General features: G+C 62.9%; 11 protein-coding genes. 9 read left to right on the plus strand and 2 right to left on the minus strand.

The window, feature by feature from the left end:
* The first annotated feature begins 30 nt into the window (after window positions 1–30).
* Window positions 31–264, plus strand: coding sequence for a DUF1858 domain-containing protein (locus EG19_RS13075; protein ID WP_081799936.1), 234 nt, complete (start codon window positions 31–33; stop codon window positions 262–264).
* Here EG19_RS13075 and EG19_RS05170 read toward each other — a convergent pair.
* Window positions 180–959: an RluA family pseudouridine synthase gene (locus tag EG19_RS05170; RefSeq protein ID WP_053334925.1), complete on the minus strand. Its 780-nt coding sequence runs from the start codon at window positions 957–959 to the stop codon at window positions 180–182. The two genes, EG19_RS13075 and EG19_RS05170, sit on opposite strands and share 85 nt — an antisense overlap.
* Window positions 960–1,079: 120 nt before the next feature.
* Here EG19_RS05170 and EG19_RS05175 point away from each other — a divergent pair, with 120 nt between their 5' ends.
* From EG19_RS05175 to EG19_RS05205, 7 genes are all read left to right on the plus strand, one after another.
* Entirely contained in the window at window positions 1,080–3,977 is a 2,898-nt protein-coding gene (locus EG19_RS05175) for a TonB-dependent receptor (protein WP_081799938.1), read from the plus strand.
* Between the two features lie 237 nt (window positions 3,978–4,214).
* On the plus strand, window positions 4,215–6,125 hold the full coding sequence (locus EG19_RS05180) for a M4 family metallopeptidase (RefSeq protein ID WP_053334926.1): 1,911 nt from the start codon (window positions 4,215–4,217) through the stop codon (window positions 6,123–6,125).
* A 110-nt stretch (window positions 6,126–6,235) separates the two neighbouring features.
* Window positions 6,236–7,447: an anion transporter gene (locus tag EG19_RS05185; RefSeq protein WP_038048237.1), complete on the plus strand. Its 1,212-nt coding sequence runs from the start codon at window positions 6,236–6,238 to the stop codon at window positions 7,445–7,447.
* A gap of 253 nt (window positions 7,448–7,700) precedes the next feature.
* The gene (locus tag EG19_RS05190) at window positions 7,701–8,861 is read left to right on the plus strand and encodes a KamA family radical SAM protein (protein WP_053334927.1); all 1,161 of its coding nucleotides are present in this window, start codon (window positions 7,701–7,703) and stop codon (window positions 8,859–8,861) included.
* The gene (locus EG19_RS05195; protein ID WP_038048238.1) at window positions 8,858–9,844 is read left to right on the plus strand and encodes a D-alanine--D-alanine ligase family protein; all 987 of its coding nucleotides are present in this window, start codon (window positions 8,858–8,860) and stop codon (window positions 9,842–9,844) included. Before EG19_RS05190 ends, EG19_RS05195 begins: the two co-directional genes overlap by 4 nt.
* Window positions 9,826–10,791: a D-alanine--D-alanine ligase family protein gene (locus tag EG19_RS05200; RefSeq protein ID WP_038048239.1), complete on the plus strand. Its 966-nt coding sequence runs from the start codon at window positions 9,826–9,828 to the stop codon at window positions 10,789–10,791. Before EG19_RS05195 ends, EG19_RS05200 begins: the two co-directional genes overlap by 19 nt.
* Complete coding sequence (locus EG19_RS05205; protein ID WP_038048241.1) at window positions 10,782–11,270, plus strand: GNAT family N-acetyltransferase; 489 nt, start codon at window positions 10,782–10,784, stop codon at window positions 11,268–11,270. Before EG19_RS05200 ends, EG19_RS05205 begins: the two co-directional genes overlap by 10 nt.
* Before the next feature lie 42 nt (window positions 11,271–11,312).
* Here the strand turns inward: EG19_RS05205 and aceE are convergent, their stop codons facing one another.
* Window positions 11,313–13,979 carry a pyruvate dehydrogenase (acetyl-transferring), homodimeric type gene (aceE, locus tag EG19_RS05210; RefSeq protein WP_038048243.1) on the minus strand — a complete coding sequence of 889 codons (2,667 nt, stop codon included), beginning with the start codon at window positions 13,977–13,979 and terminating at the stop codon, window positions 11,313–11,315.
* 179 nt (window positions 13,980–14,158) lie between these two features.
* On the opposite strand from aceE, the gene EG19_RS05215 reads away from it, so the two are divergent.
* Window positions 14,159–15,922 carry a glycosyltransferase family 39 protein gene (locus EG19_RS05215; protein WP_152543927.1) on the plus strand — a complete coding sequence of 588 codons (1,764 nt, stop codon included), beginning with the start codon at window positions 14,159–14,161 and terminating at the stop codon, window positions 15,920–15,922.
* Window positions 15,923–15,927: the final 5 nt, after the last annotated feature.

A 15,927-nucleotide genomic window follows, 5' to 3' on the forward strand; every position in this document is an offset into this window, starting at 1 on the left:
AGAAACGGGGCGACGGATTAGCCTGGACTTATGGGTGAATGCCTCGTGGACCGGCGCTGGACGGTGGCTGAGCTCCTGGCCCTCTACCCCCAGGCGGCGAGCGTTTTTACCAGGCATGCCATGGCCTGCGTGGGGTGCGATTTGAGCCGCTTCGACACGCTGGCGATGGTGGCAGCTACTTACGGTCTCTCATGGGAGGCCTTTGCCGCCGAGCTTGCGGAGGCGCTCTCCTCGGCCCAAGCCGCCAGCTCTTCCACCACCTGAGAAAGCCCCAAAGCTTCCAGCACCGCGCGAAACTCCTCTGGCAAGGGTGCGGTGACCACCGAGGGGGTCATACCCTCCGGCAGCTGCAACCGCCAGGCGTGGAGCAGCGGATGGGAAGGTGCCAAAAGACGGCGGAGCTCGGGGTCCTTGACGCCACGGTGTCTGGGTCCTCCGTAAAGGTCATCGCCCACGATGGGGTGACCGGCGGCCGAGAGGTGCACGCGAATTTGATGGGTGCGGCCAGTGCGAGGTTGCAATAAAAGCAAGCTCACAGGGGGAACATGGGCCACGCGGCGGTAAGCGGTCACGGCTTTTTTGCCTGCCGGGTCCACCCGCATTTTGCGGCGATCCCTGGGATCCGGCGAAAGCCCGGACTCCCACACCCCTTCTTGCGGTCGGGGTTTTCCCCAGACTAATGCCAGGTAGCTGCGGTGGATTTCACCCTGTGACAGGGCCTGGGACAAAAGCCGTAACGTGGCAGCATTGCGGGCCACCAGCACCAGTCCTGTGGTGCCCACATCCAATCGGTGCACCAAAAACAAAGGACCTGGACCCAAAGCCAAGGCTTCGGAGGCCAAGAGCTTGCGGAGGCGCTCCTCCACGTCGCCGGGGGCGCTTCGTCGGGTGGCCAAGCTGAGGCCCGGCGGTTTGTTGAGGATCAAAAGCTCAGGGCTTGAAAACACCACCACGCTCACGGTTCCAGGTTGCCAGCTGGAGGTTTGCCTGTCCAGGGCTTCACGGGGTTTTCAAGGTCATGGCTTAGGTTTAGAGTGTAAGATGCCCCTCGATGTTTGGGGGATGAAAGGAGGAGGTCTATGCGAGGAAGGGCACTGTTGTTACGAAGCGTGGCCTTGGCGCTGCTGCTCTTTTCTGCAGCTGCCGCCTGGGCGCAAACCGATGTCACCATGGCGCGCATCACCGGTACGGTCAAGGACGAGCAGGGTCAGCCGCTGCCGGGGGCTTTGGTGGAAGCCAAAAACCAGGAAACCGGCCTGATGGCGCGGGCGGTGGCTGATACTAACGGGTTTTACCGGCTTTTGAACCTGCCGCCCGGGGTGTATACCCTCACAGCCAGCCTCTCGGGTTTTGCCACCCTGGAGAAAAGCGATGTGAGGCTGGTTCTGGGCTCGGCGCCCACGGTGGACTTCACGCTGCCGGCCGCCACCACCGCTGAAACCGTGACTGTCACCGCCGAAACGCCGCTGGTGGAGGTCACCAACACCACGGTGGGGGCCACGATCCTCAACGAGCAAATCAAGAGCTTGCCCCTCAACGGCCGGGACTTCACCTCCCTGGTGTACCTCACCCCGGAGACCCGCCGGGAATCCCAGCGGGGCTACATCTCCATTTCCGGGCAGCGGGGGATTAACACCAACGTCACAGTGGACGGCGTGGACTACAACAACGCCTTCTTCGGTGGCCAGTACGGCACTGCCGAAGGACGGGCACCCCTGGCCATTTCCCAGGAGTCCATTAAGGAGTTTGCGGTGATCACCAACGGTGCTTCCGCCGAGTTTGGCCGCTCGGGCGGCGGTTTCGTCAACGTGATTACCAAGAGCGGCACCAACGACTACCACGGTTCCGCTTTTTACTACTGGCAGCCCCAGGATCTCGCCTCCGATCCGCCGGTGGGCGAAAAGCTGGACCAGGAGAAGAAGCAGTTCGGCGGCTCCTTCGGCGGCGCCTTTATGAAGGACAAGCTCTTCTTCTTCACCTCTTACGACCAGCAAGACCAGAGCTTGACGATCCCCATTGACCCCCGGGTGCTGGACGCCGACATCTTTGCGAAGTACCCGGTGCTGGCCTCCCCGCCGCAGTACGTGCAAACCCGCGACGGGCGGGTGCTTTTTACCCGCTTTGACTTCTTTGCAAGCCCCCAGCACCGCTTCATGGCCCGCATGAACTACGGGGACTACGAGGGGATCAACGGTACCTCCACCAGCCCCACCCGTACCGAGTCCTACAACGGCATCGAGGGGATGTTCTCCCGTTCCTACGTGGCCTCCTATTCCGGTACCTGGTCCGATAACCTGCTCAACGACTTCAACTTCCAGTACGTTTTGGAGGACACGCCCCGGCGGGATAAGGGGCTGGGCTTGCCGGACATTCAGGTGCGGGGCATCGGCAACTACGGGGAGGTGAGCTTCCTGCCCATTACCTCCACCGCCGACCGCACCACCATCTTTGACACCGTCACTTACATGTGGCAGGACCACGTGTTCAAGGGCGGTTTTGAGTACAACGACACCTCCATTGACCAGATCTTCAAGGGCAACTGGCGGGGGGTCTTCATCTTCAACAACAAGGCCGACTTTTTGGCCGGCAAGTGGTCCGAATACCGGCAGTTCGGCGGTCTGCAGGGCTTGACCGCCGATGAGGCCGGTCGCTCCAACTTTGGGCAAAAGGAGTACGCGGCGTTCCTGCAAGACCAATGGTTCATTTCCCCCCAGCTCACGCTCACCTTGGGATTGCGGTGGGAACGGCTGGATAACCCCGACTTCCCGATCCTGAACCTGCGGGAGCAAAATCCCGACGGCACCTACAAGCTCAACGGCAAGATCCCCGATGAGGATAACCAGTGGTCGCCCCGCATCGGTGTTTCCTGGGCCCCGGCTCCCAAAACCGCGGTGCGCTTTTCGGCCGGCCGCTTCTGGAGCCGTACACCGGCCCTGCTTTGGGCGCAAACCAACACCTCCAACGGCTTGAAGGGCACCCAGTACCTGATCTTCGCCCAGCGGGACAACCGCGGCAACGTCATTGGGCCACCCACCGACCCGCTGGCTCCCGGCTGGGGCTCCGCCTGGGATCCTCACGGCGTCGAGCGGGTGGACTTCTCCTCCATTCCCATCCCCCGCGGCGTGGGGGTGTTTACGGTGGACCCCAACTTCCGCAACCCCTACACGGACCGCGTCACCCTGGAGTTTGAGCGGGAGCTCTTTGCCAACACCGCCGCTTCCTTGAGCATCACCTACGCCGAGTCCAAGCACCTGGAGCGGCTTACCGATGCTAACCTCCGGTACGATGGCACCACCTCCGCCAACGGCCTGCCCCACTACGACCGCAACCGTCCCAACCCGGCCTACGGCCGCGTTACCGTGTACACCTCCGATGCCCGTTCCAAGTACTGGGGGATCAGCTTGCTCCTGCAGCGCCGGTTTGTGGAGCGCTTCTTCGGCATGCTGTCGGTGACCTGGTCCGAGGACAAGGACAACGACTCCAACGAGCGCAACTTTGCGGGGCTCTTTGCCGAGGACAAGAACAACCTGGATTTGAACTGGGGCTGGGCCGACCGCGACCAGCGGTGGAAGATTGCCGCCAACGGGACCTGGAACACGCCGTGGTGGGGGATTTCCCTCTCCGGTTTGTTCCGCTTTGCCACCGGCCAGCCCTACACCGCCTTTGCGGGCGCCGATCTTAACGGTGACCAGGACTCCGGGACTGACCGTCCCACGGTGGGCGGCAAGCACTTCCCCCGCAACAGCTTCCGCCAGCCGGACACGTGGTCTTTGGACCTGCGCCTGCAAAAGACCTTTGACATCAAGGGCTTTAAGCTGGCGGCCATTGCCGAGTGCTTTAACTGCACCGATCGCGAGGAGTACACGGTGACCAACACCATTTGGGGCACGGGGGAAACGCCGCGCTCCACCTTTGGCGCCAAGTCCTACACCGGCACGCCGCGCACCATTCAGCTGGCCATCCGCCTGGACTTCTAGCAGCCGCAAGCTGCACTGGAACCGGGGGGCGCTTCGGCGCCCCCCTTTTCTTTCACCGGGATGGACACCCGCCGGCGCGTTCTGAAAACTTTTCAGGCAGGTGGCTCGAGAGCAGCTCCCCATTGAAACATTTTCGAGCTAGTACGAAAGCTTGTGAGCAATTTTTGTCACTGCGGCAAGGGCCTTGACAGGCTTTCTGGGGCCACCTTAGCTTGGTGCCAGGAAAAGGAGGGGGCTATGCGAAAGGCACTAACAGCATTTTTGGTTTTGACGATGGCAAGCGGAGCTTTTGCCGCGGTACAGCAAGCCCCGCGCCACGAGCAGGAGGGGATCCTCTCGGGCATGGAGCTGTCGCTGGCGTCCTTCGACGAACGGGGCGTTCCCACCTTCCTCGCCGGCAACCTCGGCCAGGTTTCTGGGGGCGATCCGGTTGGAGCTTCGCTCGCCTTTCTGGAAGAAAAGCGGGCGGTATTTCTTGCCACGGGCCAGGAAGAGTTTGCCTTCAATCGGGTCCAGGAAGATGAGCTCGGGCAAATCCACGTGCGCTTCCAGCAGACGTTTCAGGGCCGACCGGTGGTAGGTGCCGAGCTCATCGTGCACCTGGAGGCAGCCTCCGGAAAGGTTTTGGCCATCAACGGGAAGTTCGTGCCTGCGTCGGAAATACCGACGCAACCTCTCCTGGAAGCAGAAACCGCCCTGCAAGCGGCCGCCCCGGCGGCGGGAATTGCCTCGGGAACGGTAGTGACGGCCCCCGAGCTGGTGTATGTACCTACCGATGAGGGCCTGCGGCTGGCCTGGCAAGCGACGGTGGCCTATGAGAGGGATGGAGAACCTTACCTCGATCGGGTTTACGCGGATAGCGATACCGGTGAGTTCCTGGGGGCAGAGGGCCTCCTTCACCGTGCCCTGTACCGCAAGATCTACACCGCCAACAACGGCACGTCCTTGCCCGGCACCTTGATGTTTGTGGAAGGTGGGTCCTCTTCGGACACCACCGCCATGGCCGCCTACAACAACTCGGGCATTACGTACAACTACTACAAGACCAAGTTCAACCGCGACTCCTACGACAACGCCGGTGCCCAGTTGATTTCCACGGTTCACTATGGCAGCAACTACAACAACGCTTTCTGGAACGGCTCGCAAATGGTCTATGGGGACGGTGATGGCACAACGTTCGGACCCTTTGCCAAAGCCCTGGACGTGGTGGCCCACGAGCTCACCCATGCGGTCACCGACCGCACGGCCGGGCTTGCCTACCAGAACGATTCCGGCGCTCTCAACGAAGCCATGTCCGACATTTTTGGCGCGGCCACCGAGGCGTACAGTGCGGGCGGTATCAGCTCCAACACATGGAAGATTGGCGAGGCCTGCTACACCCCCGCCACCGCAGGGGATGCCCTCCGTTACATGAACAACCCCACGGCTGACGGGTATTCAAGAGACTATTACCCGGAGCGGCTTTACGCCTACAACTGCACGCCATCCTCCAGCAACGACTACTGCGGGGTGCACGGTAACTCCGGCGTTGCCAACCTGGCCTTCTACCTGATGGTCAGCGGTGGCAGCCATCCCCGGGCCAAGACCTCCATTGCCGTAACCTCGATTGGGCTTTCCCGGGCCGAGCAGATCTTTTACCGGGCCCTTACCGTCTATCTGACCTCCTCCAGCACCTACGTGGGAGCCCGCAACGCCACCGCGCAGGCAGCTACCGACCTTTACGGCTCCACCTATGCCACCTATGTGCATAAAGCTTGGGACGCGGTTGGCGTGCCTGGCGGACCGGTGAACATGAATGAGACCGAGTCCAACGGCTCGCTCTCCACCGCAAACACCATCGGCACCAACGGCACCAACCTCCAGGGCTTCGTCGGCAGCTCCACCGACAACGATTACTTCAAGATCGGCGTGCCGGCGGGTAAGACCCTGGTGGTGTTCATGACGCCCCCCAGCACCAAGGACTACGAGCTTTACCTTTACAACAGCTCGGGAACCACCCTGGCCTCCAGCACTTACGGAACCGGTGTGAGGGAGCAGGTAATCTGGAAGAACACAGGGACGGCTACGGCCTACGTGTACGCCCGGGTCTACGGGTACAGCGGAGCCTACTCCACGACCTCGCCGTACTACCTAAAGGTGATTTGGTAAGGGGATTGGTCGCGGGGTTTAGGCACGCGTAACAGCTGCTTAACAACACCAAGAGGGGCGCTTCGGCGCCCCTTTTCCTTTTGCGCGAGGGGCTTGTGTAAAGTAGCGGCGTGGACTGGCTGGTTTTGGCGGTGTTTGTGGCGGTTTACCTGGGCATGTTCCTGGGTGAGCTGCCGGGCCTGGCTTTGGACCGCACCGGCGTGGCGGTGTTGGGCGCCATTGCCCTGGTTGCCAGCGGCCGGGTCACGCCGGAAATGGCGTGGCAAGCGGTGGATGTCCCCACGTTGGCGCTTTTGGCCGGGCTCATGGTGGTTTCCGCGCAGTTTCGCCTGGCCGGGTTTTACACGTTTATTGCCCGGCGGCTGGCTTCAGCGGCGGTGGCGCCCCCCGTGCTGTTGGCCTGGCTGTTGGTAGTCGTCGCGGTGCTTTCGGCTTTTCTCGTGAACGACATCGTGTGCTTGGCCATGGCTCCCATCTTGGTGGAAGGGTGCGCCCGCCGGGGCTTGGACCCGGTGCCTTTTCTTTTGGGGCTTGCCTGTGCCGCCAACATCGGTTCCGCCGCCACGCTCATGGGCAACCCTCAAAACATGCTCATCGCCCAGAAGCTCCACCTGGGGTTTTTGTCCTACCTGGGTTTGGCTTTCCCGGTGGTGATTCTGAGCCTGGCTGCTTGCTGGCTGGTGCTGGTACTCCAGCAAAAAGGCCAGTGGTTCGCCCACACGCCCATACCCGCCATCACGGCCCGGGAGCTGTCCCGCTGGCAAGCGGCTAAGGGGCTCGTGGTGTTAGGCGCGGTGGTGCTGGCGTTTAGCGTGACCCCCTGGCCCCGGGAAATCGTGGCGGTCACCGCGGCAGGGCTGTTGCTCACCTCAAGGAGAATGGCCTCCCGGGAGATGCTGGGGCTGGTGGACTGGCAGCTCTTGGCGCTTTTTGTGGGGCTTTTTGTGGTGAACCACGCCTTTGCGGTGGAGGGGTGGATGGCGGCAGCTTTGAGCAAGCTTTCCGGCTGGGGCCTGGATCTCTCGCAACCGGCAGTGCTTTTCCTTTCCGCCGCGGCGCTTTCCAACCTGGTTTCCAACGTTCCTGCGGTGATGTTGCTCTTGCCTTCTGCCACCTATCCGGCCGCAGGACCTATCCTGGCTTTGGCTTCCACCCTGGCGGGCAACTTGCTGGTGGTGGGCAGCATCGCCAACATCATCGTGGTGGAGCAAGCGGCGCAACTGGGGGTCGGGATTTCAGCCCGAGACCACGCTCGGGTGGGGGTGCCGGTGAGCCTCATCACGCTTTTCCTCGCCTTAGCTTGGGTTTTGCTGGCGTTTTGACCCGGACCCCCTTGACAACTGGAAAAGAAGGTTTACCTTTCGCGCCATGGAGCTAGACTCGGCTACCGAAAAGCCTCCAAGTAGTAGCCTCGGAAAGCTGCTCATCTCTCCTTTCAACGGCAGTGCCTTTTTCTCGGGACAGGTGAGGTGCGAACAGCTTTCCTAAGCTCGCCGTTTACTTTACAAGCCGTCATTCGGTTCCACCTGGAGTTTCCCCCCGTGGACTGGAGTGAGGCTAGGGAGGAACACGTTCATGCTTGAGGCACAGGCGTTCCCATCGGCAACCCAGCAGTTTGTAAGCCGCGAAGCCATCTGTGCGGTGTTCGGGGAGACCTACGATCCGGTTTCCTGGCAAGACTGGCGTTGGCAGATGCGCCACCGCCTCCACCGGCTGGACCAGTTTGAGAAGCTCTTGAGCTTGACCCCAGCCGAGCGGGTGGGGTTGACCATGGCTTCCCAGCGCTTTGCGGTGGCGGTTACCCCCCACTTTGCGGCGCTCATGGACTCCGAGGACCCCAACTGCCCCATCCGCAAGCAGGTGATCCCCCGGGAAGAGGAGCTGGTGGCCGCTCCCGGGGACTTGGTGGACCCCTGCGGGGAAGACCAGCACATGGTGGTGGAGGGATTGGTGCACCGCTACCCGGACCGGGTGCTGCTGCTGGCCCAGGATGCCTGCGCGGCGTACTGCCGGTACTGCACCCGCTCGCGCCTGGTGGCGCAAGGGGACTTAAACGCCTTACCCAAGCGGCTGGAGGCCATTTTGGATTACCTCCGCGCCCATCCCGAGGTGCGGGACGTGCTGATTTCCGGCGGCGATCCCCTGCTTTTCTCCGACGATCGGCTGGACGCTTTGCTTTCCGCCGTCCGCTCGGTGCCGTCGGTGGAGTTCGTGCGCCTGGGCAGCCGGGTCCCGGGCTTTCTCCCCCAGCGCATTACCTCGGAGCTGGCGGCGGTTCTCCGCAGGCACCGGGTCTGGCTTTCCTTGCACTTTTCCCACCCGCGGGAGCTAACCCCGGAGGTAGCGGCCGCTTGCGACACCCTGGCCGATGCCGGCGTCCCCTTGGGCAGCCAAACGGTGCTTTTGGCCGGCGTCAACGATGACGCCAACACCTTGCGGGAGCTGTTTACTGGCTTGCTCAAGCTGCGGGTGCGGCCTTACTACCTCTACCAGTGCGATCCGGTGCTGGGAACCTCGCACTTGCGCACCTCCATTGCCAAGGGGCTGGAAATTATGGGCCAGCTGCGCGGCTTTACCACCGGTTACGCGGTTCCCACCTACGTGGTGGATGCCCCGGGCGGCGGGGGCAAGATTCCCTTGCAACCGCCATCCGTGGTGGCCCATGAGGGCGAAACCTGGGTTCTGCGCAACTGGTCGGGAAGGCTCTTTACCTACCAAGACCCACCGCAAGCATGAAGGCGCTGCATCTCGGCTTCGTCTTCGATTGCCAGGAGGACTACCTGGCCCAGGGCTTCACCCCTGAGCAGGTGGCGGAGTTCGATCCCCGGGTCACCGTGGAGGGCATTGCCGCAGGCTTGCACGCTTGCGGCCATGAAGTGAGCTTGGTAGGAAACGGCCAAGCTTTGGCTCGGTCTCTTGCCCAAGGGCAGCGCTACGACTTGGTCTTCAACATTGCCGAAGGGCTGACCGGCTTTTCCCGGGAAGCGCAGGTGCCGGCGCTTTGCGAGCTTTACCGGCAAAAGTACACGTTTTCCGATCCCCTCACCTGCGCCCTCACCTTGCACAAAGCCATGGCCAAGCGGGTGGTGCGCGACGCGGGCTTGCCCACCGCCCCGTTTTTCGTGGTAGAAAGCCCGCAAGACCTGCGGGAAATCCCCTTTCCCGGGCCTTACTTTGCCAAACCGGTGGCAGAGGGAAGCTCCAAAGGCATTTCCGCCCGCTGCCAGGCGCAGGCCGCCAGCACGCTCCAGGAGGTGTGCCGGGAGCTGCTTGCAAGCTTCCAGCAACCGGTGCTGGTGGAGCGGTTCCTGCCCGGGAGGGAAGTCACCGTAGGGATCGTTGGCAACGGGGGCGGAGCCCGGGTGCTGGGGGTCATGGAGGTGGAGTTTACCGAGCGGGCCGAAACCCAGGCGTACACCGCGCTGAACAAGGAACAATACCGGGAAAGGGTCCGCTACCGCTTGCTTCAGGATGAGGAGCTCGCCCGCCAGGCCGGTGATCTGGCATTGGCGGTGTATCACCTTTTGGGTTGCCGGGATGCGGCGCGGTTGGACCTCCGCTGCGATGAAACCGGCACACCGCAGTTTCTAGAAGCCAACCCTCTTCCCGGCCTGGACCCCATCCGCTCGGACCTGCCCATCCTCGCCCGCCTGGCGGGCGTGGAGTACGTGGAGCTGCTTTCGGCCATCGTGGAGGCCGCGTGGACCCGTCGGTGGTAGTTGCCCATAACCCGGTGCCGGCCGGTGCCGATCCCGCCACCGCCGACGTTTTGGAACAAGTAGCGTTGGTCGCCGAAGCCCTCGAGGAGCTGGCCATTCCCTACGAGGTGCGCGAGGTTACCGATCCCACGGCGGTGGAGCCATTCCGGGGCAAGGTGGTGTTTAACCTTTTTGAGGCTGAAGCCGGGAAGTTTCAGCTCCCCCTGGTGTTTGCCCAAACGTTAGAAGCTTCAGGCATTCCCTTTACCGGCTCATGCCGTGACGTTTTAGCCCTCACCACCAACAAGGTGGCCACCCGCCAGCGGCTCGCCGAGTTTGGCGTTCCGGTGGCGCCAGGGGGCGTGGCGTTCCAAGACCTTGCTTCGGTGCCATCCCCGTGGCTCGTCAAGCCCGCCTGGGAGGACGCCTCGGTGGGTTTGGAGGGCAACCCGGTGTGTTTCACCAGAAAGGATTTAGAGCAAAGGGTGGCGCAGCTGACCCGGCGCTTTCCCGGTCAGGAGATCCTGGTGGAGCACTTCCTGCCAGGTCGGGAGTTCAACGTGTCGCTCTTGGCAGGCGGTAACACGCTGGAGGTGTTGCCGGTCGCCGAAATAGCGTTTGTGGACTTTCCCCCCGATGTGCCGCCCCTGGTGAGCTACGAAGCCAAATGGGAAGCGGGCTCCTTTGCCGACACCCACACTGTGCGGGTCTTCCCACCGGCCGAGGATCCTGTGGTTGCCACCGCGCGGGAGCTGGCCCTGCAGGCGGCCCTGGCTTGCGGGGTTTCCGGGTACGCCCGGGTGGATTTGCGGTGCAACGAAGAAGGCAGGCCTTGCGTGCTGGAGGTCAACGCCAACCCCTGCCTGGCCCCGGGGGCGGGCTTTCTGGCAGCTGCCGCCCAGGCTGGCCTGAACCCGCCTCAGGTGGTTTCCCGCATCCTGGCGGCCACGGGAGTGGTATGCGCCTGAGGCGCGAGCTTTTGCCCGCGGACCGTGAGGCTATCGCCTTGCTGCTTGCGGCCACCGGCTTTTTCAACCCGGAAGAAAGTGCTGTGGCGCTGGAACTGGTGGATGAGCGGCTGAGCCAGGGTCCCGAAAGCCACTACCGCTTCTTGGTGGCCGAAGAAGCTGGCCAAGTCTTGGGTTACGCCTGCTGGGGGCCCATCCCCGGCACCCGTTTTTCAGCGGACCTCTACTGGATTGCCGTGAACCCAAACGCCCAAGGCCACGGGGTGGGGCGAGCGCTTCTAGCTGCCATCGAAGCGTGGATGGCCGAACAGGGCCGCTTCCGCGTTTACGTGGAAACCTCCACCCGCCCCCAGTACGCCCCCACCCGGGCGTTTTACCTTGCCTGCGGCTACCAGCTGGCCGCCGAGCTCCCCGACTTTTACGCCCCCGGCGACGGCAAAGCGATTTTCTTGAAGCTCCTCACGGCACCGAACCCCTAGCGCCCTCCCAGGGCCTTAAGCCTTAGTCCCCGCGGCCAACCCTCAGGACGAAACCTCAATCCCCAGGGAAGCGCTGGCCTGCGTGAGCAGTTGGGGCTCCACCAAGCCCTGCTGAGCCAACTGCCAGAGGGCGGCGTAGGCCACGTGCTCGGCGTCCACCTGGAAGTAGCGGCGGAGGGCTTGCCGGGTGTCGGAAAGCCCGTAGCCATCGGTGCCCAGGGGCACCATGGGGCGCCCCACAAAGCGCGCCACCATGTCCGGCACCGCTGTGATGTAATCCGTCGCAGCCACGATAGGGCCGGGGTGGCCTTCCAGCGCTTGCGCGACGTAAGGGATGCGGGGCTGTTGGTCCGGGTGGAGACGGTTCCACCGCTCGCACTCCAGGGCCTCCTGCCGCAGCTGCTGGTAGCTGGTGACGCTCCACACCTCGGCCCCCACGCCAAACCTTTCGGCCAGGAGCTCTTGCGCCCTTAGCACCTCCCGCAGGATGGGGCCGGAGCCAAAGAGCTGCACCCGCACCGGGAGCCCTTCCGGTGCCGAAGGGAACAGGTACATGCCTTTGCGGATGCCTTCCTCCGCCCCGGCCGGCATGGGCGGCTGGGGGTAGTTTTCGTTGTAAAGCGTGAGGTAGTAAAAGCAGTCCTCCTGGCGGTGCACCATGGCTTCCAGGCCTTCCCGGATGATTACCGCCACTTCGTACGCAAAAGCCGGATCGTAGGCACGGACGTTGGGCATCACCGAAAAGAGCACGTGGGAGTGGCCGTCGCAGTGCTGGAGGCCTTCCCCCTGCAGGGTGGTGCGGCCGGCAGTGGCGCCCAGCAGGAAGCCCCGCCCCATGGCGTCGCCAAAAGCCCAAATGAGGTCCCCCACCCGCTGGAAGCCAAACATGGAGTAAAAGATGTAAAACGGCACCGTGGGCAAACCGTGGGTGGCGTAGGCGGTGCCGGCAGCAGTGGTGGAGGCCATGGCCCCCGCTTCGGTAATGCCCTCCTCCAGGATTTGGCCGTTCTTGGCTTCCCGGTAGGCCAGAAGCAAGTTGTGATCCACCGGCTCGTAAAGCTGCCCCTTGGGCGCGTAAATCTTCACCTCGGCAAACAGCGACTCCATGCCAAAGGTGCGGGCTTCATCCGGCACCACCGGCACCACGTACCTGCCGAACTCTTTGTGGCGCAGGAGGTTCCGCAGCAAGCGCACAAACGCCATGGTGGTGGATACCTCCCGCTCGGAGCCAGCGAAGAACTCGGAAAAGGCATCCTCCCCCGGCAGCTCGGGCACCAGTACCTGCACCCGGCGAGAAGGAAGCGGTCCACCCAGGGCAGCCCGCCGCTCCAGCAGGTACTGCACCTCGGGGGAGTTGGGGCCGGGGTGGAAGTACGGGGGGTCCTCGGATTCCAGAGCCGAATCGGGGATCTCCAAATGCAGCACGTCGCGAAAGGCCTTGAGCTGGGCCACGTTGAGCTTCTTCATCTGGTGGGTGGGGTTTTTCCCTTCAAACTCCTGGCCCAGCGTCCAGCCTTTGACGGTTTTCACCAAAATTGCCGTGGGTCGCCCGTGGGTTTCGGTGGCCAGCTTGTAGGCGGCGTAAAGCTTGTGGTAGTCATGGCCACCGAACTTCAAGTGCTTGATGTCGCGGTCGGAAAGGTGTTCCACCAGCTTCAGCAAACGAGGATCGGCGCCAAAGAAGTGCTGGCGCATAAAGGCGCCGCCTTCGGCGTGATAGCGCTGCCACCAGCCGTCCACGGTTTCGTTGAGGCGCTGCAACAAGAGCCCGTGCTCGTCCCGGCGCAGAAGCTCGTCCCACTCCCGGCCCAGGATGACCTTGATGACGTTCCAGCCCGACCCGCGGAACACCGCTTCCAGCTCCTGAATGATCTTGCCGTTCCCGCGCACCGGCCCGTCCAGGCGCTGCAGGTTGCAGTTCACCACGAAGATGAGGTTGTCCAGCTCCTCGTTGGCGGCTACGTGCAAAGCACCTAGGGCCTCCGGCTCATCGGCCTCCCCATCGCCCATGAAACACCAAACCCGTTGCTGGGAGGTGTCCTTCAAACCTCGGTGCAGCAGGTAGCGGTTAAAGCGGGCCTGGTAAATGGCGTTTAACGGCCCCAAGCCCATGGAAACGGTGGGGAACTCCCAAAAATCCGGCATGCGGCGGGGGTGCGGGTAGGATGACAGGCCGATACCGGTAGTTTCCCGGCGGAAGGCTTCCAGGTTTGCCTCGGTGAGCCGGCCCTCCAGGAACGCCCGGGCGTAAATCCCAGGGGCGGCATGGCCTTGAATGAAAACCTGGTCACCGCCACCCGGGTGGTTCTTTCCGCGGAAAAAGTGGTTGAAACCCACCTCGTAGAGCGCCGCAGCCGACGCATACGTGGAAAGGTGGCCGCCAATGCCCGGGTAGTGCTTGTTGGCCCGGGAAACCATGGCCATGGCGTTCCAGCGCACGATGCGCCGGATGCGCTTTTCCATGGCTTCGTCCCCGGGAAACTCCGGCTCCTGCTCGGGAGAAATGGTGTTGATGTACGGGGTTTGGATGGGCTCAATGCCAAGACCCAGCATGCGGGCACGCTTTAAGAGCTTGCGCAGGATAAAGGCGGCCCGCAGTGGGCCCTTGGCTTCGGCAAGCCAATCAAAGGCTTCAATCCACTCGGCGGTTTCCTGGGGATCCAGGTCCGCCAGTTGCTTTTTAAACTGCGTCTCGTACGCTTCGATCATCCCCCTACCTCCACAGCCAAGCCACCCGGCCTCACCAGGTAACGCAAGCACCCGGCTTTCTCTTCCGCCCCGTTAGAATAGCGCGATGTGTTCGCTTTTCTAAGGTGGGAAGAGATTCCGTGCTGAATTTTTCGTCGCTCCGCCGTGCTGGCAAAGCAGCGCCCGTTGTTGTGGCTTGGGTGCTCCTCGCAGCCAGCAGGGTCCTGGCCCGGCAGGGAACGCTTTGGGAGTGGGACGACTACGTTTTCCAGTTAGCGCTAGCGCACTTTGCGCCGCAAGCGCAGGTGCCTCATCCGCCCTTCTACCCAGGGTACGTTTACCTTGCCCGCACGGCCAAGCTGATCACCGCTGACGATGTGCTCGCCCTGACCTGGGTGAGCGTGGTTGCCAACATGGCTGCTCTCGTCTTTCTCTACCGCATCACGGTGGAGCTTCTGGGTTGCCCAAGGACTGCGCTTACGGCAGTGCTGATCTTTGCCTTTGCTCCTGCGGTGTGGCTGCACGCTGGCGTGCCGCTTTCAGACCCGGCAGGGTTGGCCTGGGCCCTTCTCGCCCTGTGGCTCAGCCTATTGTCTTTCCGCAAGCCCCACTGGCTTCCCGCCGCCGCCGTGGCTTTGGGGGCTGCCTTCAGTGTACGGCCGCAAACCAGCTTGCTTGCCTTCCTTCCGCTGGCTGTGGCCTGGTGGCGGGTTGACGGCCGGCGCCGCTGGCTGACGCTTTCCGCTCTTGCCGGGAGCGTCTCGGCGTTTTACGTGACCCCCATCCTCGTGGCCGCCCAGGACATTGCGGGCGTGTGGCGGTGGGTCCGCTATCAAGCCCAATTTGTGCTAGAAAGCGATTCACTGGCAGCCCACGGTTGGCGTCTGGCGCTGGTGGCCCAACGCTACTTCCTGGATCTTTGGGTCTTGCCGCTTTTGGCCATCGTTATGCTTGCCCTCAGCCTGATAGGGGTTCGGGTTTTGTTTCGCCAGGGCCACAAACGACCGCTGGGGTTTTTGGCTGCCGCGTTTTTCCCTTACATGGTGGTTGCCTGGCTCTTTTTCAACCCTTCCACAGGCCCACGGTACGCGCTGCCTTACCTCCCGCTTTTCGCCATCCTGGCGGCGGTGGCCGTGGTGGCCATCGAGCGTCGGCTCGTACCGCGCGGTCTCCCTTTGGTCACTGCCCTGCTCGTTGTACTTACAGCAAAATTAACGCTGCCGGCGGTCTTGGTCGTCCATGCTCGCCCTTCGCCGCCGGTAGCGGCAGCTGCCGAAATCAAGCGTCGGGTGGGGGAGAAGCCCTTCCGCCTGGTCTACCACGCCTCGCTTTTCATGCATGCCCAGGCGTTGTTCCCCAGTGTGGCCAAACTTCCGGCAAAAAACCAGGAGGAGCTTTGCGCCGTGCCTTTGGACGGCATGCCAATCTGGGTTTTTGGCTTAGCGGAAGGCGGCGAGGTGGCAGCGTGGCCGCCGTTACCCGCTCTCTCTCGAGCTACCCGCTCCCGTTACTTGCAGGTCCCCTTTGGTCCCCTCACCGAGGCTTGCGTTCTTTACGGACGCGGGTGGTACCAACCGGAGGTGGTGGAAGGCGGCGAAAGAGCCGGGCATTCCTTCCGATGGATGGCGCGGGAAGGCGAGGCTACCGTACCGCCGGCGGCGGTAGACCTGCGGCTGGAAATCGAGGCCACGGTGCCCCTGTGGGCCCTGCCCCATCCTCCCCACATTGCGCTCCTGGTCAACGGCAGGCTTTTTGTGGAGAGGGTCACATCCAGCAAGGAGTGGCGCGAGGTTGTGCGCATCCCGGCGGCTTACCTGCACGCCACCGAGCCAAACCACCTTACCCTGCGGACCAGCGAAACCTTTGTGCCGGCGGCGCCAGGCACCACTGGCGATCACCGCGAGCTGGGCGTGAAGCTCTGGCGCCTTTCGGTGAGGCCTTGGGACGACCCTCACCGGGAGTAGCCTCT

The organism is Thermoanaerobaculum aquaticum (assembly GCF_000687145.1).
Classification (GTDB): Bacteria; Acidobacteriota; Thermoanaerobaculia; order Thermoanaerobaculales; family Thermoanaerobaculaceae; genus Thermoanaerobaculum; species Thermoanaerobaculum aquaticum.